The sequence below is a fragment of the Roseateles sp. genome (assembly GCF_965229315.1).
Lineage (GTDB): Bacteria > Pseudomonadota > Gammaproteobacteria > Burkholderiales > Burkholderiaceae_C > Pelomonas.
In genome coordinates this window covers 2,707,714-2,734,197 of the sequence record NZ_CBDDJA010000002.1, presented here as the reverse complement: position 1 = coordinate 2,734,197, position 26,484 = coordinate 2,707,714, and the positions used below count along the sequence as shown (strand labels likewise).

20 protein-coding genes are annotated in these 26,484 nt (G+C 69.2%); 12 read left to right on the top strand and 8 right to left on the bottom strand.

Annotated elements, in window-relative coordinates:
- The first annotated feature begins 49 nt into the window (after positions 1–49).
- From ACO07H_RS17535 to ACO07H_RS17510, 6 genes are all read left to right on the top strand, one after another.
- Complete coding sequence (locus tag ACO07H_RS17535) at positions 50–2,833, top strand: M16 family metallopeptidase (protein ID WP_422016467.1); 2,784 nt, start codon at positions 50–52, stop codon at positions 2,831–2,833.
- Entirely contained in the window at positions 2,830–3,270 is a 441-nt protein-coding gene (locus tag ACO07H_RS17530) for a VOC family protein (RefSeq protein WP_422016465.1), read from the top strand. The genes ACO07H_RS17535 and ACO07H_RS17530 overlap by 4 nt, the downstream gene beginning before the upstream one ends.
- Positions 3,267–3,779 (top strand): hypothetical protein, encoded by a 513-nt coding sequence (locus tag ACO07H_RS17525; RefSeq protein WP_422016463.1) that lies wholly within the window; start codon positions 3,267–3,269, stop codon positions 3,777–3,779. The genes ACO07H_RS17530 and ACO07H_RS17525 overlap by 4 nt, the downstream gene beginning before the upstream one ends.
- Before the next feature lie 66 nt (positions 3,780–3,845).
- Positions 3,846–4,319, top strand: a complete 474-nt coding sequence (locus ACO07H_RS17520) for a hypothetical protein (RefSeq protein ID WP_422016461.1) — start codon at positions 3,846–3,848, stop codon at positions 4,317–4,319.
- Positions 4,316–4,945, top strand: a complete 630-nt coding sequence (locus ACO07H_RS17515; RefSeq protein ID WP_422016459.1) for a glutathione S-transferase — start codon at positions 4,316–4,318, stop codon at positions 4,943–4,945. The genes ACO07H_RS17520 and ACO07H_RS17515 overlap by 4 nt, the downstream gene beginning before the upstream one ends.
- Positions 4,945–6,066 (top strand): patatin-like phospholipase family protein, encoded by a 1,122-nt coding sequence (locus ACO07H_RS17510; RefSeq protein ID WP_422016457.1) that lies wholly within the window; start codon positions 4,945–4,947, stop codon positions 6,064–6,066. The genes ACO07H_RS17515 and ACO07H_RS17510 overlap by 1 nt, the downstream gene beginning before the upstream one ends.
- A gap of 15 nt (positions 6,067–6,081) precedes the next feature.
- Here the strand turns inward: ACO07H_RS17510 and ACO07H_RS17505 are convergent, their stop codons facing one another.
- The 7 genes from ACO07H_RS17505 to ACO07H_RS17475 form a co-directional block, all read right to left on the bottom strand.
- Positions 6,082–6,876, bottom strand: a complete 795-nt coding sequence (locus ACO07H_RS17505) for a hypothetical protein (RefSeq protein WP_422016455.1) — start codon at positions 6,874–6,876, stop codon at positions 6,082–6,084.
- A gap of 113 nt (positions 6,877–6,989) precedes the next feature.
- Positions 6,990–7,502 (bottom strand): DUF1697 domain-containing protein, encoded by a 513-nt coding sequence (locus ACO07H_RS17500; protein ID WP_422016453.1) that lies wholly within the window; start codon positions 7,500–7,502, stop codon positions 6,990–6,992.
- Positions 7,502–9,187, bottom strand: a complete 1,686-nt coding sequence (locus ACO07H_RS17495) for an amidohydrolase (RefSeq protein ID WP_422016451.1) — start codon at positions 9,185–9,187, stop codon at positions 7,502–7,504. Before ACO07H_RS17495 ends, ACO07H_RS17500 begins: the two co-directional genes overlap by 1 nt.
- Positions 9,188–9,221: 34 nt before the next feature.
- Positions 9,222–11,222, bottom strand: coding sequence for a M3 family metallopeptidase (locus ACO07H_RS17490; protein ID WP_422016449.1), 2,001 nt, complete (start codon positions 11,220–11,222; stop codon positions 9,222–9,224).
- 5 nt (positions 11,223–11,227) lie between these two features.
- The gene (gene folD / locus ACO07H_RS17485) at positions 11,228–12,085 is read right to left on the bottom strand and encodes a bifunctional methylenetetrahydrofolate dehydrogenase/methenyltetrahydrofolate cyclohydrolase FolD (RefSeq protein ID WP_422016447.1); all 858 of its coding nucleotides are present in this window, start codon (positions 12,083–12,085) and stop codon (positions 11,228–11,230) included.
- Positions 12,086–12,154: 69 nt separating this feature from the next.
- Positions 12,155–12,778, bottom strand: a complete 624-nt coding sequence (locus ACO07H_RS17480) for a response regulator transcription factor (RefSeq protein WP_422016445.1) — start codon at positions 12,776–12,778, stop codon at positions 12,155–12,157.
- Positions 12,775–15,372: a PAS domain S-box protein gene (locus ACO07H_RS17475; protein WP_422016443.1), complete on the bottom strand. Its 2,598-nt coding sequence runs from the start codon at positions 15,370–15,372 to the stop codon at positions 12,775–12,777. Before ACO07H_RS17475 ends, ACO07H_RS17480 begins: the two co-directional genes overlap by 4 nt.
- A 191-nt stretch (positions 15,373–15,563) precedes the next feature.
- On the opposite strand from ACO07H_RS17475, the gene aceE reads away from it, so the two are divergent.
- The 4 genes from aceE to ACO07H_RS17455 all read left to right on the top strand — a co-directional run bounded on the left by aceE (position 15,564) and on the right by ACO07H_RS17455 (position 22,716).
- Entirely contained in the window at positions 15,564–18,275 is a 2,712-nt protein-coding gene (gene aceE, locus ACO07H_RS17470) for a pyruvate dehydrogenase (acetyl-transferring), homodimeric type (RefSeq protein WP_422016441.1), read from the top strand.
- A gap of 89 nt (positions 18,276–18,364) precedes the next feature.
- Entirely contained in the window at positions 18,365–20,026 is a 1,662-nt protein-coding gene (gene aceF / locus ACO07H_RS17465) for a dihydrolipoyllysine-residue acetyltransferase (RefSeq protein ID WP_422016439.1), read from the top strand.
- A gap of 12 nt (positions 20,027–20,038) precedes the next feature.
- Positions 20,039–21,847 carry a dihydrolipoyl dehydrogenase gene (gene lpdA / locus ACO07H_RS17460; protein ID WP_422016437.1) on the top strand — a complete coding sequence of 603 codons (1,809 nt, stop codon included), beginning with the start codon at positions 20,039–20,041 and terminating at the stop codon, positions 21,845–21,847.
- 8 nt (positions 21,848–21,855) lie between these two features.
- On the top strand, positions 21,856–22,716 hold the full coding sequence (locus ACO07H_RS17455) for a BPSS1187 family protein (RefSeq protein ID WP_422016435.1): 861 nt from the start codon (positions 21,856–21,858) through the stop codon (positions 22,714–22,716).
- Here ACO07H_RS17455 and ACO07H_RS17450 read toward each other — a convergent pair.
- Positions 22,713–23,306 carry a TetR/AcrR family transcriptional regulator gene (locus ACO07H_RS17450; RefSeq protein WP_422016433.1) on the bottom strand — a complete coding sequence of 198 codons (594 nt, stop codon included), beginning with the start codon at positions 23,304–23,306 and terminating at the stop codon, positions 22,713–22,715. The two genes, ACO07H_RS17455 and ACO07H_RS17450, sit on opposite strands and share 4 nt — an antisense overlap.
- A gap of 261 nt (positions 23,307–23,567) precedes the next feature.
- Here ACO07H_RS17450 and ACO07H_RS17445 point away from each other — a divergent pair, with 261 nt between their 5' ends.
- Together ACO07H_RS17445 and ACO07H_RS17440 are read left to right on the top strand one after the other, a co-directional pair.
- A complete protein-coding gene (locus ACO07H_RS17445; protein WP_422016431.1) occupies positions 23,568–25,112 on the top strand; it encodes a methyl-accepting chemotaxis protein in 1,545 nt (514 codons plus the stop codon).
- 253 nt (positions 25,113–25,365) lie between these two features.
- The gene (locus ACO07H_RS17440) at positions 25,366–26,478 is read left to right on the top strand and encodes an NAD-dependent epimerase/dehydratase family protein (RefSeq protein WP_422016429.1); all 1,113 of its coding nucleotides are present in this window, start codon (positions 25,366–25,368) and stop codon (positions 26,476–26,478) included.
- Positions 26,479–26,484: the final 6 nt, after the last annotated feature.

The window sequence follows — 26,484 nt, the reverse complement described above, 5'->3', positions numbered from 1 at the left end:
GGCGTACAAGCGCCAATCAAGCGGCGTTTGCCAGAGAGAGCGTGTGGACATGACGATGAAGCTGGACCGGTGGATGGCGCGGGGCCTGGGCATGGCGCTGCTGGGCCTGGCGCTGGGCGTGGCGCAAGCGCAGCCTGTGGCGGCCAGGCCGGCGGCGGTGCGTGCGACGGCGCCCGTGGCCGCAGCGCCCGAGCGCGTGCGCGAGATGGGCGGCGTCGAGGAGTACCGGCTGCCCAACGGCCTGCAGCTGCTGCTGCTGCCCGATGCCACGCAGACGACCACGACGGTCAACATCACCTACCGCGTCGGCAGCCGCCACGAGGCGCCGGGCGAGTACGGCATGGCCCACCTGCTGGAGCACATGCTGTTCAAGGGCACGCCGCGGCAGGCGGACATCCCTGGCGCGATGGCGCAGCGCGGCGTGCGCTTCAACGGCTCGACGACGGTGGACCGCACCAATTATTTCGCCAGCTTCAACGCCAACGCCGACACGCTGGCCTTCCTGATCGAGCTGGAGGCCGACCGCATGGTGAACAGCCGGGTCGCCAAGGCCGACCTGGACACCGAGATGACGGTGGTGCGCAACGAGTTCGAGCGCGGCGAGAACCAGCCGTTCGCGGTGCTGTCGCAGCGCGTGAACTCGGTGGCCTACAGCTGGCACCCGTACGGCAAGGCCACCATCGGCCCGAAGAGCGACATCGAGAACGTGCCCATCGAGCACCTGCAGGCGTTCTACAAGCGCTACTACCGGCCCGACAACGCGACGCTGCTGATCGCCGGCGCCTTCGACAAGGCGGCCACGCTGGCGCTGATCGCGAAGCACTTCGGCCCCGTGGCCCGGCCCGCCGCGCCCGTGCCGCAGCCCTACACCGTGGAGCCGGCGCAGGACGGTGAGCGCACGGTCGTCGTGCGCCGTGTCGGCGGCCAGCCCATCCTGCTGGCCAGCTACCACGTGCCGGCCATCACCCACCCGGACGCCGCGGCGCTGATCGTCTACAACCTGCTGATGAGCCTGCAGCCCAGCGGCCAGCTCTTCAAGCAGTTGGTGGAGACCAAGCTCGCCGTGGCGGCCGGCCTGCTCGGCGGGGGCGGCGCTGACCCGGCGACGATGAGCGCCTACGCCGTGCTGCCGCCGGACGGCGACGTCGCCCAGGTCGAGGCGCTGCTGCTGGACCTGGTCGAGGGCCGCACCGCCAGGCCCTTCGACGAGAGCGAACTGGCCCGCGTGCGCGACCTGGCCGTCAACAGCTACCGCCAGCAGATGAAGAACCCCGAGGCGCTGATCCAGCAGATCTCGGGCCTCATCGCCGCGGGCGACTGGCGGCTGCTGTTCCAGCTGATGCAAGACCTGCCGAGGGTGACGCTGGCCGACGTGCAGCGCGTGCGCGACGCCTACTTCAGGCCGGCCAACCGCACGCTGGGCCGCTACCTACCGGCCACGTCGGTCGAGCGCGTGGAGATTCCCGCCGCGCCGCCGCTCAGCGCACGCCTGGCCGGGCTGAAACCGCCGCCCCAGGTGGAGCCCGGCGAGCAACTGGACCCGGTGCCGGCGGTGCTGGAGTCGCGCACGGCGCGCACCACCCTGCCCAGCGGCATCAGGCTGCAGACGCTGCGCAAGCAGACGCGCGGCAACACCGTCGTGCTGCAGATGCAGCTGCGCTGGGGCGAGCGCGACGTGACCTACGCGGCCAACGGCACCGGCATGGTGGGCCAGTTGATGGACGAGGGCAGCGCCGGCTACACACGCCAGCAACTGCAGGACGCGCTCATCAAGCTGCGCGCCAACCTCAACATCACCAGCTACGACCAGGGTGCCACGGTCTTCATCAGCGCCGAGCGCGACACGCTGCTGCCGGCATTGCGCGTGGCGGCCGACGTGCTGCGCCGGCCGCTGCTGCCGCAGGACGCGTTCGACCGCGAGCTGAAGGCGGCGGTTGCCGGCGTCGAGGCCTCGCGCCAGGAGCCCGGCGTGCTGCGCCAGGAGGCCACGCGCGGCCACTACAACCGTGCGCGCGGCGTGGCGCTGGGACACCCGGACTACGTGATGAGCGTGGACGAGCGCATCGCCAACCTGAAGGCCACGACACTGGCCGACGTCAAGCGCTTCTACGCCGCGTACTGGAGTGCCGACGACGCGCAGGTCAGCGTGGTGGGCGCGCTGCCCGACGGCCTGGCGGCGGAGCTGGGCCAGTTGTTCGGCGACTGGAAGAAGCCCACGGCGCCCAGGTTCGTGCGGCATATCCCGCAGCACGTGGCCATCCCGCCCGCACGCTTCGACGCCATCGCGCGCGACAAGGCCAACGCCATCGTGCGCCTGAACGAGCCGCTGCCGTTGAATGCCGAAGACCCCGACTACCCGGCGCTGGAGCTGGCGGTGCACATCTTCGGCGGCGGCGGGCTGGAGAGCCGGCTGTCCGAGCGCGTGCGCCAGAAGGAGGGCCTGACCTACGGCATCGGCGCGAGCCTGGGCGCCAGCCCCTGGGGCAACGCCGGCAACTTCGCCATCCAGGCCAGCTATGCGCCGGACAAGCGCGACCGCGTCATCGCCGTCGTGCAGGAGGAAGTGGCGCGCATGACAGCCGAGGGCGTCACGGCGGCCGAGCTTTCCCGCGCCAAGCAGGACATCCTCGAAGGCCGCAAACAGGGCCGCACCGAACCCGGCTCGCTGGCCGCCGCGCTGACCCACCAGGCCGAGCGCGGCGAGACCTGGGCCGCGGCCCAGTCGCGAGACGACCAGCTCGCCGCCGTCACCGTCGAGCAGGCCAACGCGGCCTGGCGCCGGTACATCCAGGCGGGTGGCTTCGTCATTTCCACCGCAGGCGATTTCAAATGAGCGACCCGCTGACGGCGATGAAGATCGAGCCCTACCTGTTCTTCGACGGCCGCTGCGACGAGGCCATCGCGTTCTACGAGCAGACGCTGGGCGCCGAGGTGCTGTTCCTGATGCGCAACTCGGAGAGCCCCGAGCCGCCGCCTGGCGTGCTGCCGCCGGGCTCGGCGCACAAGGTCATGCATGCGTCGCTGCGGATCGGCAGTGCGCTGGTGATGGTCTCCGACGGCATGTGCCAGGGCAACGCCACCTTCAAGGGCTTCTCGCTGTCGCTGGACTGCCCCGACGAGGCCACGGCGCGCCGGGTCTTCGAGGGCCTGGCCGACGGCGGCCAGGTCAAGCTACCACTGGGCAAGACCTTCTGGGCGCCGCTGTTCGGCATGGTCAACGACCGCTTCGGCGTGGGCTGGATGGTCGGCCTCTCGGCGCCGGCGTCGTGAACGTCGCGGTCCGTTTGCCCGCGCACCTGAAGGCCGACTGCTCGGCCTGTGCGGCGCTGTGCTGCGTGATCCCGCCCTTCGACGCGCTGCAGGGTTTCGGCTTCGACAAGCCGGCCGAGACGCCCTGCCAGCACCTGTGCGCCGACCACCGCTGCGGCATCCACGAGGCACTGATCCCGCGCGGCTTTGAGGGTTGCGTGGCCTTCGACTGCCTGGGTGCCGGCCAGCGGCTCACGGCGCTGGCCGTCGAGCGCTTCGGCAGCGCGGACTGGCGCGCCCGTCCTGACGTGGCGCGCTGGCTGTTCGCGGCCTACCCGCGCATGCGCGAGGCGCAGGAGTGGCTGGCGCGGTTGACGCTGGCAGCCACGGTCGCGGGTTCTGATGAGTTGAAGGCGCTGGCCACCGAGCTGGCAGCGCAGGCGCCGCAGTGGCCGGGCTGGAGCGCGGCCGAGCACGCCGGCTGGCAAGCCCGTGTCGCGGCCGCGCTCGCGCCGCTGGCCCGAGAATGAGTGCCTTGCAGTTGAGAAAGCGTTGGATGTTCGGATTGATGGGCTTGAGCCTCGGAGCGAATTGACATGCGGTGGCGCAAACCCCGTCCCATCCAGCTCGTCGCCATCGTGCTCAGCGTGGCGGCCGCAGGCAGCGTGCTGGTGGCGTTCAACCGCATGTCGGGCTTCATGGGCCGTACGAAGGCCGAGCCGGTGCTGGTCGCGAACGTCGACCTGCGGCTGGGCAACACGCTGCTGTCCACCGAACAGGGCGAGGCCGAGGCCCGTGCGGACATCGAGGCTGGCCGGCTGCAGCTTCAGACGCTGGCGCCCGAGTCCGGGCGCACGCCCGACGACGAGGCGCGGGCGCGTCAGCTCAAGCAGCGCTACGGTGTCGTCTGGGTGCACAAGGGCGGCACGCCCACGCCGGCCGCGCATGCGTTCGTGGACGCGTACAACCGCGTGATGCGCGCCGAGATCGAACGCCGCCATGGCCGGGCCGCGCTGGACCGCCTGATGCCCAAGGAAGAACCCGCCACCGCAGGAGATGCGCACCCGTGAAGCTGATCGGCATGCTCGACTCGCCCTATGTGCGGCGCGTCGCCATCTCGCTGCGCCTGCTGGGCCTGCCGTTCGAGCACGCGGCCATCTCGGTGTTCCGTGGCTTCGACGCGTTCCAGCAGATCAACCCGGTCGTCAAGGCGCCCACGCTGGTCTGTGATGACGGCACGCGGCTGATGGATTCGACGCTGATGCTGCAGTACGCCGAGGCGCTGGCCGGCCGCAGCCTGCTGCCCGCCGAGCCGGCGGCGCTGCTGCATGAACTGCGCCTCATCGGCCTGGCGCTCGCCGCCTGCGAGAAGACGGCGCAGATCGTCTACGAACGCGGCCTGCGCCCGGCCGACAAGCAGCATGCGCCGTGGGTCGAGCGCGTCAGCGGCCAGCTGCACGCGGCCTATCGCGAACTGGAAGCCGAACTGGCGCGGCAGCCGCTGGATGTGGGCGGGCCGGGCCTCGGCCAGGCCGCCATCACGGTGGGCGTGGCATGGACCTTCACGCAGTGTCTGCTGCCTGAAGACGTGCCGCCAGCAGGTTTCCCTCGACTGGCGGCGCACGCGGCGGCGGCAGAGGCACTGGCCGTGTTCCGCGCCATCCCCTGCGACGACGCCGTCACGCTGGCGCACTGATGTCACGCCGCCCGCCGCAAACGGTCTACGTCTTCCAGGGCGGCGGCGCGCTGGGGGCCTACCAGGCCGGCGTCGCCGAGGCGCTGGACGCCGGTGGCATCGCGCCGGACTGGCTGGTCGGCACGTCCATCGGTGCCATCAACGCGGTGCTGATCGCCGGCAACGCGCCCGCCGACCGCTTGCCGGCGCTGCACAAGTTCTGGGAGCGCGTGACGCGCGCGTCGTTCGCGCCGCAGATGCCGGTCAATCCGTTCACCGCGTTCGCTTCGGCCTGGCAGGGCTGGCAGACTTTGCAGACGCTGACCCGCGGCATTCCCGGCTTCTTCAAGCCGCGCGGCCCGCAGGCCTGGGACATGAACCGCCGTGCGCCGCTGCCGGAGCTGGGCTTCTACGACACATCGCCGCTGGCCGCCACGCTGCGCGAGCTGGTGGACTTCGACCGCATCGCCAGCGGCGAGACGCGCCTGACGCTGTGCGCCGTGAACGTGCGCTCCGGCGCGCTGGCGCTGTTCGACAACCGCGATGGCCGCACCCGCATCGGTCCGGAGCATGTGATGGCCAGCGGCGCGCTGCCGCCCGGCTTCGCGCCGGTGCAGATCGGCCGCGAGGCGTTCTGGGACGGCGGCATCTACTCCAACACGCCGCTGGACGTGGTGCTGGACGACAGCGAGCGTCGCGACACGCTGTGCTTCATGGTGGACCTGTGGGACGCCAGCGAAGCCGCGCCGGCCACGATGGCGCAGGCGCTGATGCGCTACAAGGACATCCAGTACGCCAGCCGCATCTGCGAGCACCTGGACGACCACGAGCGGCTGCAGAACCTGCGTCGCGCGGTGCGCCTGATCGGCCGCAGGCTCGATGCCAAGGCCGCGGCGGACCCGGCCGTGAAGGCGCTGCTCGAACTGGGCTGCGATTCACGCATCGACGTGGTCCACCTCGTCATGCACGCGCAGGCGGGCGAAGACTCGTGGCGCGACATCGACTTCAGCGACGAGCGCCTGCGCGCCCGCTGGGCCGCGGGCCTGCATGACGGCAGGCGCGTGATGAAGCAGGCCGCGTGGCGCGAGCCGCTGCACGACAACGTCGGCATGCGCGTGCACGCGCTGCAGGGCACGCGCTGACGCGCGTGCGGTGGGTCAGCGTGTGCGGCGGCGGCTGAACGCGGCGCCGGCCATCGCCACGGCCACCAGCGCGAGGCCTGCGGGCTCGGGCAGTTGGTTGGCCACCGCGCCGTTGACGCGGATCGAGAAGTCGTCCACAGCCAGGCCGTCATCGGCGCCGGTGGCGTCGAAGTCGTTCCAACGGATCCAGAAGGTCGAGCCGTTCAGGATGGACAGGCTGGCGATGGTGGACGAGATCGACGTGCGGTTGCCCGCGGCATTGCCATCCTTGGCGCCCGTGGTGTCCGAGGTGGGCGCATTGAAATCCAGCAGGTCCACGTCGGTCCAGGTGCCGGTGACCAGGTCCGTCGCGTTGAGGCTGTACTGGAAGTCCAGGCGATCCGCCCGGTTGGCGGTGCCGACGCGCCACTGCTCACCGAAATACGAGATCAGCATCGAGGTGATGGTGCTGCCCGTGTTGTTCGTGAACGCCGCACCGAACACCGGGATCAGCGTGCCGCTGCGCAGGCCGCCCAGCGCGCGGTCCGTGCTGCCCGCGGCACCGTAGCTGTAGGTGTCGCCCGTCGTGGAGGCACCGGTGTCGACGGCGTACTGCTCGTTGTCGCGTGCGCCGCCGCCGGATTCGGTCATGGCCCAGCCCGGAATGACCAGGTTGTTCGTCGTGCCGCTCGCGACGTTCGACAGCGTGTCGAAGTTCTGCGTGTAGCCCACCGCGTTCAACGTCGTCAGGCTGATGGGTGCTGCAAAGACCGCGCCCGTCGTCAGAGCGAGGCCGGACAGGGCGAAAAATGTGCTGCGGATGGCGGGCATGGTGGATGCGCTGTGAGGGATGTGCGAGGCAGGCGGATTGTGGCGAAGCCTTCGCGCTGATTTGCGATTCTTCACGCCGCATCCCGCGACTCAGGGGGCGGGTTGTGCCGGACTCAGTCCAGGAGGGCCCGCAGCTTCTGCACCGTGGCCCAGTTGCGTGTCGTGCCGCCTTCGCCGAGCTTTTTCAGCAACTGCACGCCGGCCTTGCTTTCAAGGATGCCCTGGGCGCACCACAGGTAGGCCGCGTGCGGCGTGACGGTGTAGCGCTCGTCGCCGGCCGTGACGATGCCCTCCGCGGCCTTCAGTGCTGCCGCGTCGGCCGTGATGGCGACGAGCAGGCGGCTGGGGTCCTCGGCCTCGGGAAAGGGCGGCTCGGCGGCAATCGCGTGCCATTGCGCGGCCGTCTTCAGGATGACCGCGGCGTCCACGCCCAGCCGTTCGGCGACCGCCGCGCGCAACTGGTCGGCCGACAGTTTCTTGTTCGCATCGAACACCGCGTTGCCGCTGTTCAGCAGCGTCGTCACGTTGGTCGCGCCGAGTTCGGTGAGCAGGGCCTTGAGGTCGGCCATCGCGATGCGCTTGGCCTTGCCGACGTTGATGCCGCGCCACAGAGCGACGTAGCGCATCAGTCCTGCCCCTGGTACACGAGCCTGCCGCCGACCCAGGTCTGCAGCACGCGGGTCTTCAGCAGCGCCGCGGGCGAGGACGTCAGCGGGTCGCGGTCGACGAGGATGAAGTCGGCACGGTGGCCCGGCGTCAGCGAGCCGACGTCCTTCTCCGCGTGGCCCGCGAACGCCGCGGCGCGCGTGAAGCAGTCCAGCGCCTGCACCGGGTTCAGTGCCTGCTGGCGATACCAGCCGCCGACGGGCTTGCCGCTCGCGTCCTCGCGCGTGATCGCCGCGTACAGGCCTGCCCACGGCGACGGCTCCTCGACGGGGAAGTCCGAGCCGCAGGCCAGCCGCGCACCGCTCTTCAGCAGGCGCTGCCACGCGTAGGCGCCCTGGATGCGCTGCGGGCCGACACGGTCCTCGGCCATGTTCATGTCCGACGTCGCGTGCGTGGGCTGCACGGAGGCGATGACCTGGGCCTTCGCGAAGCGCGGGATGTCGGCCAGCGCGATGACCTGCGCGTGCTCGATGCGGTGTCGCAGCGCCGTGCTGCGCGCGCCGAGTTCCTGCTGCAGCGCCTCGAAGCCGGCGAGCGCCTGGCGGTTGGCGGCGTCGCCGATGGCATGCACGTTGACCTGGAAGCCGGCTTTCGCCGCCGCCCGCATCTGCGCGTGCAGCACCGCATCGGGCTGGAACAGCAGGCCGCGCGTCTGCGGCGCGTCGCTGTAGGGCGCCAGCAGCGCGGCGCCGCGGCTGCCCAGGGCGCCGTCGGCAAACAGCTTCACGGCACGCAGCACGTAGTGGCCCTCGCTCGCGCCCTCGGCATCCAGCAGCGGGCCGCTGGCGCGCAGCCGCGCCATGAAGGCCTCGTCGCTACCGCGTGCCATGCCGTAGATGCGGATCTTGAGCCCGCCGGCGGCGGCGCGCTGGCGCAGCAACTGGTCCGCCGCGGCCGAGATGCCGGCGTCGTGCACGCTGGTCAGGCCCAGCGACAGCAGCTCGCGCTCGGCCGTGTCGAGGTGGGCGGCCAGTTCGGCGGCGTTCTCGCCGGGCACATGGCGCTCCACGAGGCCCATCGCGCCGTCCACCAGCACGCCGGTCGCGTCGCCGTGGGCATCGCGTTCGATGCGGCCACCGGCGGGGTCGGGCGTGTCGCGCGTGATGCCGGCGATCTGCAGCGCGCGGCTGTTGGCCCAGCCGGCATGGCCGTCCACGCGGGACAGGAACACGGGGCGCGCGCGCTCGGCCGTGTCCAGCTCGGCGGCGGTCGGGAAGCGTCCCAGCTGCCACTGGGCCTGGTTCCAGCCGCCGCCGGTGATCCAGGCGGCCTGCGGACGCGCGGCGGCATGGGCCTTGACCGCAGCGAGCGCGGCGGCGAGGTCGGCCGTGTCGCGCAACTGCAGGCTGCGGCGCGCTTCGCCCAGCGACAGCACGTGGCCGTGCGCGTCGATGAGGCCGGGCAGCAGCACGCGACCACCGGCGTCGATGCGCTGTGCGTCGCCCGCCCGGGCCTGCAGCGCGGCCAGCTTGCCGATGGCCTGCACGCGGCCGTCGCCGCCCACCTGCATCGCATCGAAACGCACGACGCGACCTTGCTCGTCCAGCGTCACGCCGCGGGCGTTGTGCACGAGCAGGGCCTGCGCGCAAACGCCGCCGCCGCCGAGCGTGAGCAGGGCGGCGGCGAAGAAGAGGGGGAATCGCATGCCCGCAGTCTCGGGGACGCGGGCCATCAGCACATCAGCTCATGCCCTGATGGCGCAGCAGCGCGTCGATGCGCGGTTCGCGGCCGCGGAAGGCCTTGAAGTTGTCGATGGCGTCGCGCGCGCCGCCTTGCTCCAGCACCTCGTGCAGGAAGCGCTTGCCGGTGGCGGCATTGAACACGCCTTCTTCCTCGAAGGCGCTCCAGGCGTCGGCGCTGAGCAGCTCGGCCCACTTGTAGCTGTAGTAGCCGGCCGCGTAGCCGCCCGCAAAGATGTGGGAGAAGCTGTGCTGGAAGCGGTTGAAGCTCGGCGGGATCAGCACGGCGACTTCGGCGCGCACGCCGTCCAGCACCTGCTGCACATCGCTTTCAGCGCCCGGTGTGGCGTGCAGCTGCATGTCGAACAGCGCGAACTCGATCTGGCGCAGCGTCTGCAGGCCGCTCTGGAAGTTCTTGGCCGCGGTCATCTTGTCGAACAGCTCGCGCGGCAGCGGCGCGCCTGTGTCCACATGGCCGCTCAACTGCTGCAGCACGTCCCATTCCCAGCAGAAGTTCTCCATGAACTGGCTGGGCAGCTCGACGGCGTCCCACTCCACGCCGGAAATGCCGGAAACGCCCAGGTCGTTCACCTGGGTCAGCATGTGGTGCAGGCCATGGCCGAACTCGTGGAAGAGCGTGATGACGTCGTCGTGCGTCAGCAGCGCGGGCTTGTCACCGACGGGCGGCGCGAAGTTGCAGACGAGCTGGGCGACCGGCGTCTGCTGCTCGCCCGTGGGCTTCAGCCAGCGGCTGCGCACCTCGTCCATCCAGGCGCCGGGACGCTTGCCCGGGCGGGCGTACAGGTCGAGGTAGAACTGGGCGATCAGCTGGCCGCCGCGCTTCAACTCGTAGAACTTGACGGTCTCGTGCCAGACCGAGGCCTGGGCCTCGGCGATCTGCACGTCGAACAGCCGCTCGATGATGCTGAACAGGCCGGCGACGACCTGGGGCGCGGTGAAGTACTGCTTCACGGTCTGGTCGCTGAAGGCATAGCGCGCTTCCTTGAGCTTCTCGCTCCAGTACGACACGTCCCACGATTCGAGCGGGCTGCCGTCGGCGAACTCGCGCAGCTCGGCCAGGTCGCGTTCCGCGAACGGCCGGGCGCGCCTGGCGAGGTCGCGCAGGAAGCTCATCACCTCGGCGGGCGTGGACGCCATCTTGGGCGCGAGCGACACCTCGGCGAAGCTGGCGTAGCCCAGCAGCTGCGCCTCTTCCTGGCGCAGCGCGACGATCTCGCGCATGGCGGCGGTGTTGTCCCACTCGGGCTTGCCACCGGAGTCCTGAATGTCGCTCGCGCGCGTCACATAGGCGCGGTAGAGGGTGTCGCGCAGCGCGCGGTTCTCGGCGTACTGCATGACCGGCAGGTAGACCGGGAAATGCAGCGTCAACTTGTGGCCGCCGTCGTCCAGCCGGGTGGCGTCCAGCACGTCCTGCGGCACACCCGCCAGTTCATCGGCACTGGCCACGTAACTCCAGCCGTCGGTCGCGTCCAGCACGTGTTCGCTGAACTGCTGCTGCAGCTCGGCGCTGCGTTCCTGGATGGCGGCATAGCGCTCGCGAGCTTCGCCCTGCAGCTCGGCGCCGGACAGCACGAAGTTGCGGATCGCGTGCTTGAGCACCTGCTGGCGCGGCGCGCTCAGGGATGCGCCCTGGCTCGCCAGGACGGCCTTGTACTTCGCGAACAGCGCCTCGTTGGCGCCCATCGCGGTGCTGAACTCGGTGACGACCGGCAGCATGGCGTTGTAGGCCTCGCGCAGCTCGGGCGTGTCCGCCACGGCGTTGAGATGCCCGACGGCGCCCCAGGCGGCGCCCAGGTGCTCGGTCGACGTGTCCAGGATGCGGGAGAGCGCGTCGTAGTCGGCCGGCGTCTCGGGCCGGGTGGCCTCGTCGAGCGCGACCTGCGCGGCAGCGAGCAGTTCGGTGATCGCCGGGCCGACGTGCCCGGGCTGGATGGCCGCGAAGTCGGGCAGGGCGGCGGTGGAGAGCAGCGGATTCGTCATGGTCATCAGGCCGACTTGAGGGAACGTTCTGCGGATTCAAGCGTGTTGACCAGCAACATGGCAATCGTCATGGGGCCGACCCCACCGGGCACCGGCGTGATCCAGCCGGCGACGTGCTTCACACCGTCGAAGTCCACGTCCCCGCAGAGCTTGCCCTCGTCGTTGCGGTTGATGCCCACGTCGATGACGACGGCGCCGGGCTTGACCATGTCGGCCGTCAGCACGTTGCGGCGACCCACGGCGGCGACGACCACGTCGGCCTGGCGCGTGTGGTGGCCGATGTCCGGCGTGGCGCTGTGGCACACGGTGACGGTGGCGTTGGCCTGCAGCAGCAGCAGCGCCATGGGCTTGCCGACGGTGTTGCTGCGGCCGATGACCACGGCGTGCTTGCCGCGCAGGTCCACGCCCGTGCTCTCGATCAGCTTCATGCAGCCGTAGGGCGTGCACGGACGAAAGCCGGGCAACTGCGTCATCAGCTCACCGGCGCTGAGCGTGGAGTAGCCGTCCACGTCCTTGAGCGTGGAGATGGCTTCGATGACCTTGTGCGGGTCGATGTGCTTGGGCAGTGGCATCTGCACGAGGATGCCGTGGATGCTCGGATCGCGGTTCAGCGCGTCGATGCGCGCCAGCAACTCCGCCTCACTGAAGCTGGCGTCGTACTTTTCCAGCACCGAGTGCAGGCCGGCGTCGGCGCAGGCCTTCACCTTGTTGCGTACGTAGACGTGGCTGGCCGGGTCGTCGCCGACGATGACCACGGCAAGGCCGGGCTGGCAGCCGCGCGCGGCGAGCGCGGCGGCGCGGGTCGCGACCTCGGAGCGGATGGACTTGGCGAGGGTGAGGCCGTCGATGAGCTGGGCGGTCATGGGGAACTCCGGTGAGTCAAAAAGCAAAAAGCCGCTGAACGATCAGCGGCTTTCGAGGTCGGGTGGCACTCAAGCCTTGGCGGTGGCGCCGAGCGCGATCTTGAGCAGGTCGGCCACCGTGTTGGCGTTGAGCTTTTCCATGATGTTGGCGCGGTGGGCCTCGACCGTCTTGATGCTGATGCCGAGGTCGTCGGCGATCTGCTTGTTCAGGCGGCCGGCGACGATGCGCTCCAGCACCTGCGCCTCGCGCGTCGTCAGCCGCGCCAGCAGGGCGTCGCGGCTGGCGGCTTCCTGGTGGCTGGAGAAGGCCTCCCGCGCCTGGTCGAGCATGCGCTCCACCAGCGCCAGCAGCTCTTCTTCCTTGAAGGGCTTCTCGATGAAGTCCATCGCACCCTTCTTCATCGTCTGAACGGCCATGGGCACGTCGCCGTGGCCGGTGATGAAGACGATGGGCAGCGGGCTCTTGCGCTCGATGAGCCGGTCCTGCAGCTCCAGGCCGGTCATGCCTTCCATGCGGATGTCGGCGATGAGGCAGGCCACCTCGCGGGGGTCGTAGCGCGCCAGGAAGGATTCGGCGGAGTCAAAGCACTTGACCCGGTAGTCCTTGCCTTCGAGCAGCCATTGCAGGGAGTCGCGGACCGCTTCGTCGTCATCGACGACGTAGACATTGCCCTTCTTGGGAATCAGGCTCATGGTGTGCTGGGTTCGGTTCTCTGGGCACCTGGTGTGGCACCGTTCAGGGCTTCTTGACGCAGGAGTTCGGAGGTGATGGTGACCGGAATCGTGAAGGCGAATCGGCACCCGACGACCAAGGAACCATTGTAGAGGTTCTCGGCCTTGATCCTGCCCTGGTGCGACTCGACGATGGACCGGCATAACCCTAGGCCGATGCCCAGCCCGTCGGCCTTGGTCGAGAAGAAGGCCTCGTACATGCGGGCGATGACCTCGTCCGGCAGGCCCGGACCCATGTCGGTCACGGAGAACTCGATCTGGCCGCCCATCTCGGCCGTGTGCTTGGGCACCACGCGCAGCTCGATGTGGCGGCGCGACGTGGGCAGCGAGGCGTTGTCGATGGCCTCGGCGGCGTTCTTCAGCAGGTTCATCAGCACCTGCTCGATGAGGATGGGGTCCACCATCAGCTGCGGCAGCCGCTGCGCCACGTAGGTGTGGATGGCCACCGTGCGGCGGCGCAGCTCGATGCCGGCCAGCTCCACCGCGTCCTCGACGATGTCGGCCGCGTGGGCCGGCTGGCGCTGCGGTTCGCTGCGTTTCACGAAGTTGCGGATGCGGTGGATGATCTGGCCGGCCCGCTCCGCCTGCTTGGCCGTCTTGGTCAGCGCGGCCATCAGTGCATCCTTGTCGATGCTGTCGGCGCGCACGCGGCTGACCATGCCGTTGCAATAGTTGGTGATGGCCGTCAGCGGCTGGTTCAGCTCGTGGGCCACGCTGGACGCCATCTCGCCCATGGTCATCAGCCGGCTCGTCACCTGGGCCTTCTCGGCCTGCAGCGCGGCCTGCGCCTCGGCGTGGCGGCGCATGGTGATGTCGGTGGCGATCAGCATCTGCGCCAGGCGCCCGTCGGTCCACTGCAGGTAGCGCGCGCGCACGTCGAACCACATGGCCAGCGAGTCGACATAGACCTCGCGCGGGTCCGAGCCGATGTCGGTCAGCGCCTCGGCGGGCAGGCCGGAGTAGTCGTCCACCTCGTCGCTGGCTTCGGGAAGGCCGCGTCGGCTGGTGGTGCCGACGAGCTGGCCGCCGGCCAGCAAGGCATGGCCGGCGGGGTCGGCGCCGAACCACAGCCGGTAGCTGCGGTTGGCGAACAGCAGCTCGGGTGGGTTGACCGACAGCACCGACACCGCCGCGTCCAGGCCTTCCAGCACGGTGGTGAAGCGCTCGTGCGAGGCCGAGAGCTGGTCGCGCACGCGCTTGGCCTCGGTGATGTTGGTCATCGACGTCATCCAGCCGGTCTGCTTGCCCTTGGTGTCCACCAGCGGCGACACGTAGACGCGGGCGTCGAACTGGCTGCCGTCCTTGCGCTGGATCTTGACCTCCACGCCGCCCGCCGGGCTGCGGCCCTGCAGCTCCTGCTGCAGCAGGCGCGCGTTCTCCTCGCGCCGGTCCGACGGCCAGAACGGGTAGGGCGGCGTGCGGCTCATCAGGTCGGCCTCCGAGAAGCCGGTCATCGCGCAGAAGGCCGGGTTCACGTAGGTGATGCGCGTGTCCAGGTCCATCGCGCGCATGCCGGTCAGCATGGAGTTCTCCATCGCGCGGCGGAAGTTGGTTTCCAGCGTCAGCGCGTTCTGGATCTGCGTGCGCCGGCGCATGTGGCGCCAGGTGCCCAGCAGCATCCACACCGTCAGGCCGGCCAGCGCCAGCACCAGCCAGAACAGCGCGTTGCTGATGAGGCCGATGGACGTGCGCCAGCCCTGGCCGCGCAGCACCAGTCCGTTCAGCGCCGGCGCCAGCGGCACGTCGTGCAGCAGTGCTGCGCGCCGCAGCATCTGGCCGGGCATGGGCGTTACCGTGCTGCTGACGAGCTGGTCGCGCGAGTCCAGCACGGCGATGCTGTGCCGGGTGGCCACCTCGCTGGGCACGTAGTAGCGCAGCAGCGCCTCCACCGTGTATTCGGCAATCAGCACGCCGGCGAAACCGCCGCGGTCGATCAGCGGGATGTGCAGCTGGAAGACGGTCGTGCCGTTGGCATCGGCGAAGGGCGGCGAGTAGACCGGCTGGCGCCGCTCCTTCGCGGCCTCGAAGGCGATCTCGGCGGCGTTGGACTGGTTGGGCATGGGCATGGACGGGTCCGCGCCGTCCGCCGACATCAGCCCGTCGGCCTGGAAGCCCGCCGCCCCCACGCTGCTGCGGCGTTCGCGCTTGGCGGTCAGCCAGGTCACGTGCGTCAGCTCGGGCCGCTCGCGCGCAAACGCCTGGGCCTGGGCGGAGAACTCGTGCGCGTCGATCTGGCGCGTGACGACCTCGCGCGCGATGCGCACGAGCTGTTCCTGGTTCTCGATCAGACGCAGGCGGATCTGCTGCTGCGCGATCTCGGTGTCGCGCTTGACGCTCTCGGTCTCGCGCTCGATTTCTTCGTTGCGCAGGTACCAGAAGGCCGAAATGATGGCCGCGAGGAACAGCAGCACCGAGATCAGCGGCCCCAGCGTCGCGAGCCGGTCCTGGCGCGAGGGCGACTGCCTGAACCACCAGCCGGCGACGAGGCGGCGCAGCCGCGCGGCGAAGCGCTGGCGGCGGGAGCGAATCTCGGAGGAAGGTGAATCAACGGCCATGGCAAATTATCCGGGGACGCGGCCAGCGCCAATATTTCACAATAAGAAATCATCTCGCACCATTTGGGAAGTTGACCGGCTTTGTGAGACACTGCGCCGGCCCGCGGGGGTGGCGCCGCGCGCTGTGCTGCGCCATACCCTGTTAGAACACCCCTTCCGCCCAGCAGAGGCGGTTTATCAGGAGACCGGCCATGTCAGCCCAGCCGCAAGAATTTCTCGGCGCCGCTTCGAGCGATGTCGACCCGCAGGAAACCAAGGAATGGCTGGACGCACTGTCCGCCGTCATCGACCGTGAGGGTGCCGAACGCGCGCACTTCCTGATCGAGGAGATCCTGGAGCACGCCCGCCAGCACAGCATCGACCTGCCTTTCTCGGCCACCACCGGCTACGTCAACACGATCGAAGCCGACCAGGAGGCCCGCTGCCCCGGCAACATCCAGATCGAGAAGCGCCTGCGCGCCTACATGCGCTGGAACGCGATGGCCATGGTCGTGCGCGCCAACCGGCTGCATCCCGCCGACGGCGGCGACCTGGGCGGCCACATCGGCTCGTTCGCGTCGGTGGCCAGCATGTTCGGCGCCGGCTTCAACCACTTCTGGCACGCGGCCAGCGAAGACCACGGCGGCGACTGCCTGTACATCCAGGGCCACAGCGCGCCCGGCATCTACGCCCGCGCCTACCTGGAAGGCCGCCTCAGCGAAGAACAGCTCGACAACTTCCGCCAGGAAGTCGACGGCAAGGGCCTGTCGAGCTACCCGCATCCGAAGCTGATGCCCAACTTCTGGCAGTTCCCGACCGTCAGCATGGGCCTCGGCCCGCTGATGGCGATCTACCAGGCGCGCTTCCTGAAGTACCTGCACGCCCGCGGCATCGCCAACACCGAGAACCGCAAGGTCTGGGCCTTCATGGGCGACGGCGAGATGGACGAGCCGGAGTCCTTGGGCGCCATCGGCCTGGCCGTGCGCGAGAACCTCGACAACCTGGTGTTCGTCGTCAACTGCAACCTGCAGCGCCTGGACGGCCCGGTGCGCGGCAACGGCAAGATCATCCAGGAGCTGGAAGGCGAGTTCCGCGGCGCGGGCTGGAACGTCATCAAGCTGATCTGGGGCAAGGGCTGGGACGAGCTGCTGGCGCGCGACAAGAGCGGCAAGTTGAAGCAGCTGATGATGGAGACGCTGGACGGCGACTACCAGGCCATGAAGGCCAACGACGGTGCCTTCGTCCGCAAGAACTTCTTCGGCAAGTACCCCGAGACGGCCAAGCTCGTCGCCCACATGAGCGACGAGGAGATCTTCGACCTGCGCCGCGGCGGCCATGAACCCGAGAAGGTCTACGCCGCCTTCGAGAAGGCCCACAACAACAAGACGGGCCAGCCCACCGTGCTGCTGGTCAAGACCGTCAAGGGCTACGGCATGGGCAAGGCCGGCGAGGGCAAGAACACCGTCCACCAGACCAAGAAGCTGACCGACGAAGACGTCAAGTACATCCGCGACCGCTTCAGCATCCCCATTCCCGACAGCGAGCTGGCCAGCGTGCCGTACTACAAGCCGGCCGAAGACACGCCGGAGATGCGCTACCTGCACGAGCGCCGCCAGGCCCTGGGCGGTTACCTGCCCAGCCGCCGCGCCAAGGCCGACGAGCAATTCAAGGTGCCCGAGCTGGCCACCTTCCAGGCCGTGCTGGACCCGACCGCCGAAGGCCGCGAGATCTCGACGACCCAGGCCTACGTGCGCTTCCTGACGCAGCTGCTGCGCGACAAGGACATCGGCCCGCGCGTCGTGCCCATCCTCGTCGACGAGGCCCGCACCTTCGGCATGGAAGGCCTGTTCCGCCAGATCGGCATCTACAACCCCAAGGGGCAGCTGTACACGCCGGTCGACAAGGACCAGGTCATGTACTACCGCGAGGACAAGGCCGGCCAGATCCTGCAGGAAGGCATCAACGAAGCGGGCGGCATGGCCTCGTGGATCGCCGCGGCGACGTCGTACTCGACGAACAACCGCGTGATGATCCCGTTCTACGTCTACTACTCGATGTTCGGCTTCCAGCGCATCGGCGACCTGGCCTGGGCGGCCGGCGACATGCAGGCGCGCGGCTTCCTGCTGGGCGGCACGTCGGGGCGCACCACGCTCAACGGCGAAGGCCTGCAGCACGAGGATGGCCACAGCCACATCCTGGCCGGCACCATTCCCAACTGCATCAGCTACGACCCGACCTTCGCGCACGAAGTGGCGGTCATCATGCAGCGCGGCCTGAAGCGCATGGTGGAAGACCAGGAAAACGTCTTCTACTACATCACGCTGCTGAACGAGAACTACCCGATGCCGGGCCTGAAGGCCGGCACCGAGGAGCAGATCCTCAAGGGCATGTACCTGCTGGAAGAGGCCGACGCGAGCCAGCCCGTCGCCGTCAACCTGCTGGGCTCCGGCACCATCCTGCGCGAGAGCCAGGCCGCGAAGAAGCTGCTGGAAGACGACTGGGGCGTGGGCGCCAACGTGTGGAGCTGCCCGAGCTTCAACGAGCTGGCCCGCGACGGCCAGAACGCCGAGCGCTGGAACCTGCTGCACCCGACCGAACTCGCCTGCGTGCCGTTCGTGACGCAGCAACTGGGCCACACCAAGGGCCCGGTCATCGCCTCCACGGACTACATGAAGAACTACGCGGAGCAGATCCGCGCGTTCGTGCCCAAGGGCCGCACGTACAAGGTGCTGGGCACCGATGGCTTCGGCCGCAGCGACTTCCGCTCCAAGCTGCGCGAGCACTTCGAGATCAACCGTCACTACATCGTCGTCGCCGCACTGAAGTCGCTGGCGGACGACGGCGCGGTGCCGAACGAGCGCGTGGCCGAGGCCATTGCCAAGTACGGCATCAACGCTGACAAGATCAACCCCCTGTACGCGTAAGCGGACGACGGGGTTGATCTTGGGGCGAAGCTCATGACGCTTGCGTCGTGAGCGAAGACTCCAAGTGGCCCCAAGCTGGAGACACAGTTATGGCATTGGTTGAAGTTCAAGTTCCGGACATCGGTGATTTCGACGAGGTCGGCGTCATCGAGGTGCTGGTCAAGGTCGGCGACACCGTCAAGGTCGAGCAGAGCCTGGTGACGGTGGAGAGCGACAAGGCGTCGATGGAGATCCCGTCGTCGCAGGCCGGCGTCGTCAAGGAGATCAAGGTCGCCGTGGGCGACAAGGTCAAGCAAGGCAGCGTGCTGGTCGTCGTGGAAGGCGAGGGCGCTGCGGCTCCCGCACCCGTTGCCGCGGCACCGGCTGCCGCAGCTCCGGCACCTGCCGCGGCCGAACCCTCCGCTGCCGCGCCTGCTGCGCCCGCTGCAGCGCAGGGCGGCTCGGTCACCATCGAGGTGCCGGACATCGGCGACTTCGACGAAGTGGCCGTCATCGAGGTGCTGGTCAAGGCCGGCGACACCGTCAAGGTCGAGCAGAGCCTGATCACCGTCGAGAGCGACAAGGCCTCGATGGAAATCCCGTCGTCGTCGGCCGGCGTCGTCGAGGAACTGCTGGTCAAGGTCGGCGACAAGGTCAAGAAGGGCTCCCCGCTGGCGCGCGTGAAGGCGGCCGGCGGTGCCTCACCGGCGCCTGCCGCCGCCGCGCCCGCTGCCGCGCCGGCCCAGGCCGCTGCCCCGGCACCTGCGCCGGCCGAAGCCAAGCCAGCGCCCGCCGCTGCGCTGCCGGCGCACCAGCCCACCGCGCCCACGGGCCAGCTGCCGCACGCCTCGCCCAGCATCCGCAAGCTCGCCCGCGAGCTGGGCGTGCCGCTGGCCGAGGTCAAGGGCAGCGGCGCCAAGGGCCGCATCACCGAGGCCGACGTGCAGGGCTTCGTGAAGGCCGTCATGTCCGGATCGGTGCAGACGGCCGCCCAGAAGGCCGTCACGCCCGCAGCCGCTGCGGGCGGCGGTGGTGGCGGTCTGTCCGTGCTGGCCTGGCCCAAGGTCGACTTCGAGAAGTTCGGCCCGGTCGAGCGCAGGGAGCTGTCCCGCATCAAGAAGATTTCGGGCGCCAACCTGCACCGCAACTGGGTGGTCATCCCGCACGTCACCAACCATGACGACGCGGACATCACCGAGCTGGAAGCCTTCCGCGTCCAGCTCAACAAGGAGAACGAGAAGGCCGGCATCAAGGTCACGATGCTCGCCTTCATGATCAAGGCGGCCGTCGCGGCGCTGAAGAAGTTCCCCGAGTTCAACAGCTCGCTCGATGGTGACACGCTGGTGTTGAAGAGCTACTTCCACATCGGCTTCGCGGCTGACACGCCCAACGGCCTGGTCGTGCCCGTCATCAAGGACGCCGACAAGAAGGGCATCTTCCAGATCAGCGCCGAGATGTCGGAGTTGGCCAAGAAGGCGCGCGACGGCAAGCTGGGCCCGGCCGACATGAGCGGCGGCTGCTTCTCGATCTCGTCGCTCGGCGGCATCGGCGGCAAGTACTTCACGCCCATCATCAACGCGCCGGAAGTGGCCATCATGGGCGTCTGCAAGAGCTCCATCGAGCCCGTGTGGGACGGCAAGGCCTTCCAGCCGCGCCTGATCCTGCCGCTGTCGCTGAGCTGGGACCACCGCGTCATCGACGGCGCTGCTGCGGCCCGCTTCAATGTCTACTTCGCGTCGCTGCTGGCGGACTTCCGCCGCATCGCCCTCTGAGCGGAGACCGACATGAGCATCATTGAAGTTCAAGTTCCGGACATCGGCGACTTCGACGAAGTCGGCGTCATCGAGGTGCTGGTCAAGGCCGGCGATACCGTCAAGGTCGAGCAGAGCCTGATCACCGTCGAGAGCGACAAGGCGTCGATGGAGATTCCTTCCAGCGCCGCCGGCGTGGTGAAGGAACTGCGCGTCAAGATCGGCGACAAGGTCGCCAAGGGCTCGGTCGTGCTGACGCTGGAGTCCGCGGACGCGGCTGCTCCCGCGCCGGCAGCAGCGGCACCTGCTAACGCAGCGCCTGCACCCGCTCCCGCAGCTGCTGCACCGGCACCGGCTGCGGCAACGTACTCCGGCAACGCCGACCAGGCCTTCGACCTCGTCGTGCTCGGCGGCGGCCCCGGCGGCTACTCGGCCGCCTTCCGCGCGGCCGACCTCGGCCTGAAGGTCGCGCTGGTGGAGCGTTATGCGACGCTCGGCGGCGTGTGCCTGAATGTGGGCTGCATCCCGTCCAAGGCGCTGCTGCACGTGGCGGCCGTCATGGACGACGTCAGCCACATGGCCGACCTGGGTGTGGCCTTCGGCGAGCCCGAGGTCGACATCGCCAAGCTGCGCGCCCACAAGAACAAGGTCACCGGCAAGCTGACCGGCGGCCTGGCCGCCATGGCCAAGATGCGCAAGGTGACGGTGCTGCGCGGTGTTGGCACGCTGCTGGACGCCCAGCACCTGAAGGTCGAGGCGACCGAGGGTGCCGTGGGCCAGGCCAAGACCGGCGCGGCGCAGACGGTCGCCTTCAAGCGTGTCGTCATCGCGGCCGGCTCGCAGGCCGTGCGCCTGCCCTTCCTGCCGAACGACCCGCGCATCGTCGACTCGACCGGCGCGCTGGAGATGGACGTCAAGCCGCAGAAGATGCTCATCGTCGGCGGCGGCATCATCGGCCTCGAGATGGGCACGGTGTACTCCACGCTGGGCGCGCGGCTCGATGTCGTCGAGATGCTGCCCACGCTGATGACGGGCGCCGACCGCGACCTCGTCAAGGTCTGGCAGAAGTTCAACGCGCACCGCTTCGACAACATCCTGTTGAACACGAAGACGGTGGGCGCCGAAGCGAAGCCTGACGGCATCTGGGTCACGTTCGAAGGCGAGGGCGCCCCCAAGGAGCCCCAGCGCTACGACCTCGTGCTGCAAGCCGTGGGCCGCACGCCCAACGGCAAGAAGATCGGCGCCGAGAACGCTGGCGTCATCGTCGGCGACCGCGGCTTCATCCCGGTCGACGTGCAGATGCGCACCAACGTGCCCAGCGTGTTCGCCATCGGCGACATCGTCGGCCAGCCCATGCTGGCCCACAAGGCGGTGCACGAAGGCCACGTGGCGGCGGAAGTCATCGCCGGCGAACTGCTGGGCGACGACAAGCTCAAGAAGAGCCAGTTCGGCGCCCGCGTGATCCCGAGCGTGGCCTACACCGATCCCGAGGTCGCGTGGGTGGGCATCACCGAGGACGAAGCGAAGGCCAAGGGCATCAAGGTCACCAAGGGCCTGTTCCCGTGGACGGCTTCAGGCCGTGCGATTGCCAACGGCCGCGACGAAGGCTTCACCAAGCTGCTGTTCGACGAGGAAAGCCACCGCATCATCGGCGGCGGCATCGTCGGCACGCATGCCGGCGACATGATCGGCGAGATCGCGCTGGCCATCGAGATGGGCGCGGATGCCGTGGACATTGGCAAGACCATCCACCCGCATCCCACGCTGGGCGAGAGCCTGGGCATGGCCGCGGAAGTGGCGCACGGCTCCTGCACGGATGTGCCACCGGTGCGGCGCAAGTAAGCCGGGTCATGCGTCGCCTGCTGGGCACGGCGCTACTGCTGGCGCTTTCGGCGCACGCCGAGGAGCGCGCGCTGTCGGTGGCGCCGCAGGCCACCGATGCCCGACCGGCGGCCGACGAACCGCCGCATTGGGTGGTCTATGACCCGGCCGTGGCTGAGCCGTTGTTCGTCTGGTTGCCTGGCACCCATGGCCAACCGGCCAGCGGTCCGAAGGCGTTGTTCCAGACCGTGCGCGCCAGCGGCTACAGGCTCGTCGGCCTGTCCTATCTAGACGACGTGGCCGTGTCCCAGTTGTGCGTGGGCCGGCGGCTTCAGGCGCAGCCGACATGCGCAGCGGCCTTTCGCCAGCAGCGCGTGTGGGGAGACGAGCCATCGGCACCCATCGCCGACCGTCCCGAGGACGCCATCGTGCCGCGGCTGACGCGGCTGCTGCACCAGCTTGCCGAGCAGGACCCGGCAGGCCAGTGGGCCGCCTACCTGGACGGCGACGAGCCGCGCTGGAGCCGCATCGTGCTGGCCGGCCAGTCGCAGGGGGGCGGCATGGCGGCGTATCTCGCCAAGACGCGCGCCGTGGCTGGCGTGATGATGTTCTCCGGCGGCTGGGACAAGGATGCCCGAGGCGACGTGGCGCGCTGGTACCGCCAACCGAGCGTGACGCCGGCCGAGCGTTGGCACGCGACCTATCATGTGCTGGAGCCACAGGCTGATGTGATGGCGCGGATCTACGCGACGCTGGGCATTCCCAAGTCCCAGGTGCACGCGCTGGACCTGCCGGTCATCCGTCGCACACCCCATGGTGAAGGCATTGGCAACCCGGCCTATGCCCCACTGTGGCAAGAGATGTTGGGTGCGGCCAGGCCGCAGCCCTAGGCAAAGCTCTTCTCGATGCCCTGAAGTGCATCGGCCACGACGCGCTCACGCAGCCGCTCAAGCTCCGGCAGCGGGTAGCGTGGCATGCCCAGCACCAGCAGCAGATAGCCCACAAGCTTGGTCAGCGCCAGGGCCGCGGCCAAGGTGAGCTGCGCTTCGCCGGGCTCGGCCGCGGCGCCCGCGCACGCAGCCACGCGCTCCCGCTCCAATTGGATCAACTGGTGGTAGACCGGCTGGTCCTGCATCGGCACCGCCTCGTCGCCGATGCCCTTGGGCGTGGACATGTAGATCATGCGGAACTGGTCGGGGCGGGCCTCCCAGAAGGCGAGGAAGCCGCGCAGGTGCGCCTCCATGACCTTCAGCGGCGCGCGCCGCCCGGCCGATGCGGCCAGCAGGTCGGCCAACAGCGCCTCGAAGAGTTCCAGCCACAGCCCTTCCAGCAGCGCCTGCTTGCTGGGGAAGTAGCTGTAGAGCGCCATCGTCGACAGGCCCGCATCCTGGGCCAGGCGCCGCATGGACAGCGCAGCAGGCCCGTCGCTGGCGTAAATGCAGCGTGCCCGTTCCAGCAGCTCCAGTTTCAGCTGTGCCATCGCCGCCGGGCCTCGGCGCACCCGGGGGCGAGCTGCTCGTGCGGCAGCGACCGTCCTGGACTTCATCGGTTCCTCCCTGTCGTCTGGCGCCCGTGGTGGCACGCTGTCGTCGGTGTACTTTTGTTTCTTCCAGTCTCCCACGTTAATTACGCACGAGCTCCCTCCCGTGTGGATGACCGTTCATACCGTACGCGTACAAGAATGGCGGGAACGAACATGCACGCTGGCATGTCGGCTCACCCCCTTCCCGTACCAAGTCCCATGCAATTCCTCACCCGCATCTCCGTCGGCGCCAAGCTTGGCCTGGCGTTCCTGGTCGTGCTGCTGATCACGGCCCTGCTGGGCGTGGTGGCCATCGTGCAACTCGGCGCTGTCAACGACACGGCCAGCGACATGGGCGACAACTACCTGCCTTCGGTGCGCGAGCTGCAGGAGGTGGCGAAGCAGGCCATGCGCTACCGCACCAGCGAGTACCGCATTGCGCTGTCCGAACTGGCCGAGCGGCCTGCGGCGGTCGAGTTGTCGCAGACGTACCTGCAGTCGCTGGAGCAGCATCTGGCGGTGTACGAGAAGCTGCCAGCCTCGCCCGAGGAGACGGCGCTGCTGAAGCAGTTCAAGCAGAGCTGGGCCGCCTACCTGGAAAACAGCCGTGCCTTCAAGGCGGCGGCACAGGCCGACGACGAGGCGAAGATGAAGTCGCTGCTGATCGGTGAGGGCCTGGCCAAGTTCAACGCATCGATCAAGGACGTCGATGCGCTGGTCGACCAGAACAGCAAGAGTTCCGATGCCGCCAATGCGCTCGGCGACCGGATCTACGCCAACAGCCGGAACCTGATCGTCGGCATGACGGTGGCGGCTGTGCTGCTGGGGGCGGTGCTGGCGTTGGGCATCACGCGGCAGATCACGCGGCCGCTGGCCGCATCCGTGCAACTGGCCGAGGCCGTCGCCGATGGCGACCTCATGCAAAGCCTGCGCGTCGTCGGCACCGACGAGCTGGCCCAGTTGCAGAGTGCGCTGCTGCGCATGGTCGACCAGTTGAAGCGCGTGGTCGGCCAGGTGCGCGACGGCGTGGACTCGGTGTCCAGCGCCGCATCGCAGATCGCGACCGGCAACCATGATCTTTCGGCCCGCACCGAGCAGACGGCGTCCAACCTGGAAGAGACCGCGTCCAGCATGGAGGAACTGACCGGTGCGGTGGGCCAGTCGGCCGACACCGCACGCCAGGCCAACCAGCTCGCCAGCACGGCGGCCGACGCGGCGGCACGTGGCGGCCAGGTCGTCGGCGCGGTGGTGCAGCGCATGGACCAGATCAGCGACTCGTCGCGCAAGATCGCCGACATCATCAGCACCATCGATGGCATCGCGTTCCAGACCAACATCCTGGCGCTGAACGCCGCGGTGGAAGCCGCCCGCGCCGGCGAGCAGGGCCGCGGGTTCGCCGTCGTGGCCGGTGAAGTGCGCACGCTGGCGCAGCGCAGCGCCGAGGCGGCCAAGGAGATCAAGACGCTGATCAGCCGGTCGGTCGAGACCGTCGAGGCCGGCGCCGCCGACGTGGCCCAGGCGGGCGAGGCGATGCAGGAGATTGTCTCCAGCGTGGGCCGCGTCACCGACCTGATGGGCGAGATCGCCGCCGCCGCGGTCGAGCAGCGCGATGGCATCGCCCAGGTCAACCAGGCGGTCGCCAACCTGGACCAGATGACGCAGCAGAACGCCGCGCTGGTGGAGGAATCGACCGCGGCGTCGTCCTCGCTCAGCGAGCAGGCGCAGCGGCTGGCCGAGGTCGTGGCGGTGTTCAAGCTCGGTTGACGGCCCGGGTCGCCTGCGGGCGCTGAAGGCGTTGGTCATGCGTCGGGTCTGGCCGCTGCACGTCGGGATTACCCGCCGTGACTTACCGCAGCGCCGTCGGCTGGTCGCTTAATCGCCGCTTTGACGCGGCGGACATGAGCGTGGCGCAGACGACAAGGCGGTTGGCAGTGCCGGCCGCCCGGCGAGGTCGCTTCGTGAACTGCGATCCGGTGTGCACGCCGTGCCGCTGCGTCCAGACCGAAGGAGACTCCGCATGAAGATCCATCTCTCGCGTCGACAAGTCCTGCAGATGAGCGCGGCGCTGGGCAGCGGCGGCCTGCTGTCCACGGCGGCCGTCGCGGCCCAGCCCCAGCGCATCCTCATCCTCGGCGGCACGGGCTTCCTCGGCCCGGCCATCGTGGCGGCGGCCGAGAAGCGCGGGCACACGCTGACGCTGTTCAACCGCGGCAAGACACGCCCCGGCCTGTTTCCCCACATCGACAAGCGCCAGGGCGACCGCGATCCGCTGAAGGGCGAGGGGCTGAAATCGCTGGAGACCGGCGAGTGGGACGCCGTCATCGACGACTCGGGCTTCTACCCGCGCATGGTCGGCGCGTCCGCGCAACTGCTGGCGCCGCGCGTGAAGCAGTACGTCTACATCTCCAGCATCAGTGCCTACAAGGAGCCCAGTCCCATCGGCGGCGACGAGGACACGCCGCTGGCCATGCTGGCCGATCCGATGGTCGAGGAGATGGGCAAGAACTTCGAGCACTACGGCGGGCTCAAGGCCGCCTGCGAGGCCGCGGCGCAGGCCGCGCTGCCGGGCCGCACGGCCGTCGTGCGCCCGGGCTTCATCGTCGGCCCCGACGACCCGACAGGCCGCTTCACCTACTGGCCCGCGCGCTTCGACCAGGGCGGCGAGGTGGCCGTGCCCGGCGCGCCGACCGACCCGCTGCAGCTCATCGACGTGCGCGACCTGGCCGAGTGGCTGGTGCTGCTGGTGGAGCGCCGCACCACCGGCCGGTTCAACGCGCTGGGCCCCGACCAGCCCATGGCCTGGGGCCGCGTCGTCGCCGCCTGCCGCAAGGCCACGCCCACGCCGAGCACGGCGACGTGGATCCCCGGCGAGTTCGTCGCCCGGCAGGACGGCATCGACTTCCCGATCTGGGCGCCCTACGTCGGCGAGACAAAGGGTTTCCACACCTGGCAGAACCGGCGCGCAGTGCAGGCCGGCCTGCGTTTTCGGCCGGTCGAGCAGACGGTGGCCGACACGCTGGCCTGGTACCAGGGCCAGCTCAAGGAAGAGAAGGGCCGCACGAAGCTGGCCTTCACGCCGGCACAGGAGGCCGACATCCTGAAGCGCTGGCAGGCGTCGAAGGCAGGCTGACGGCCG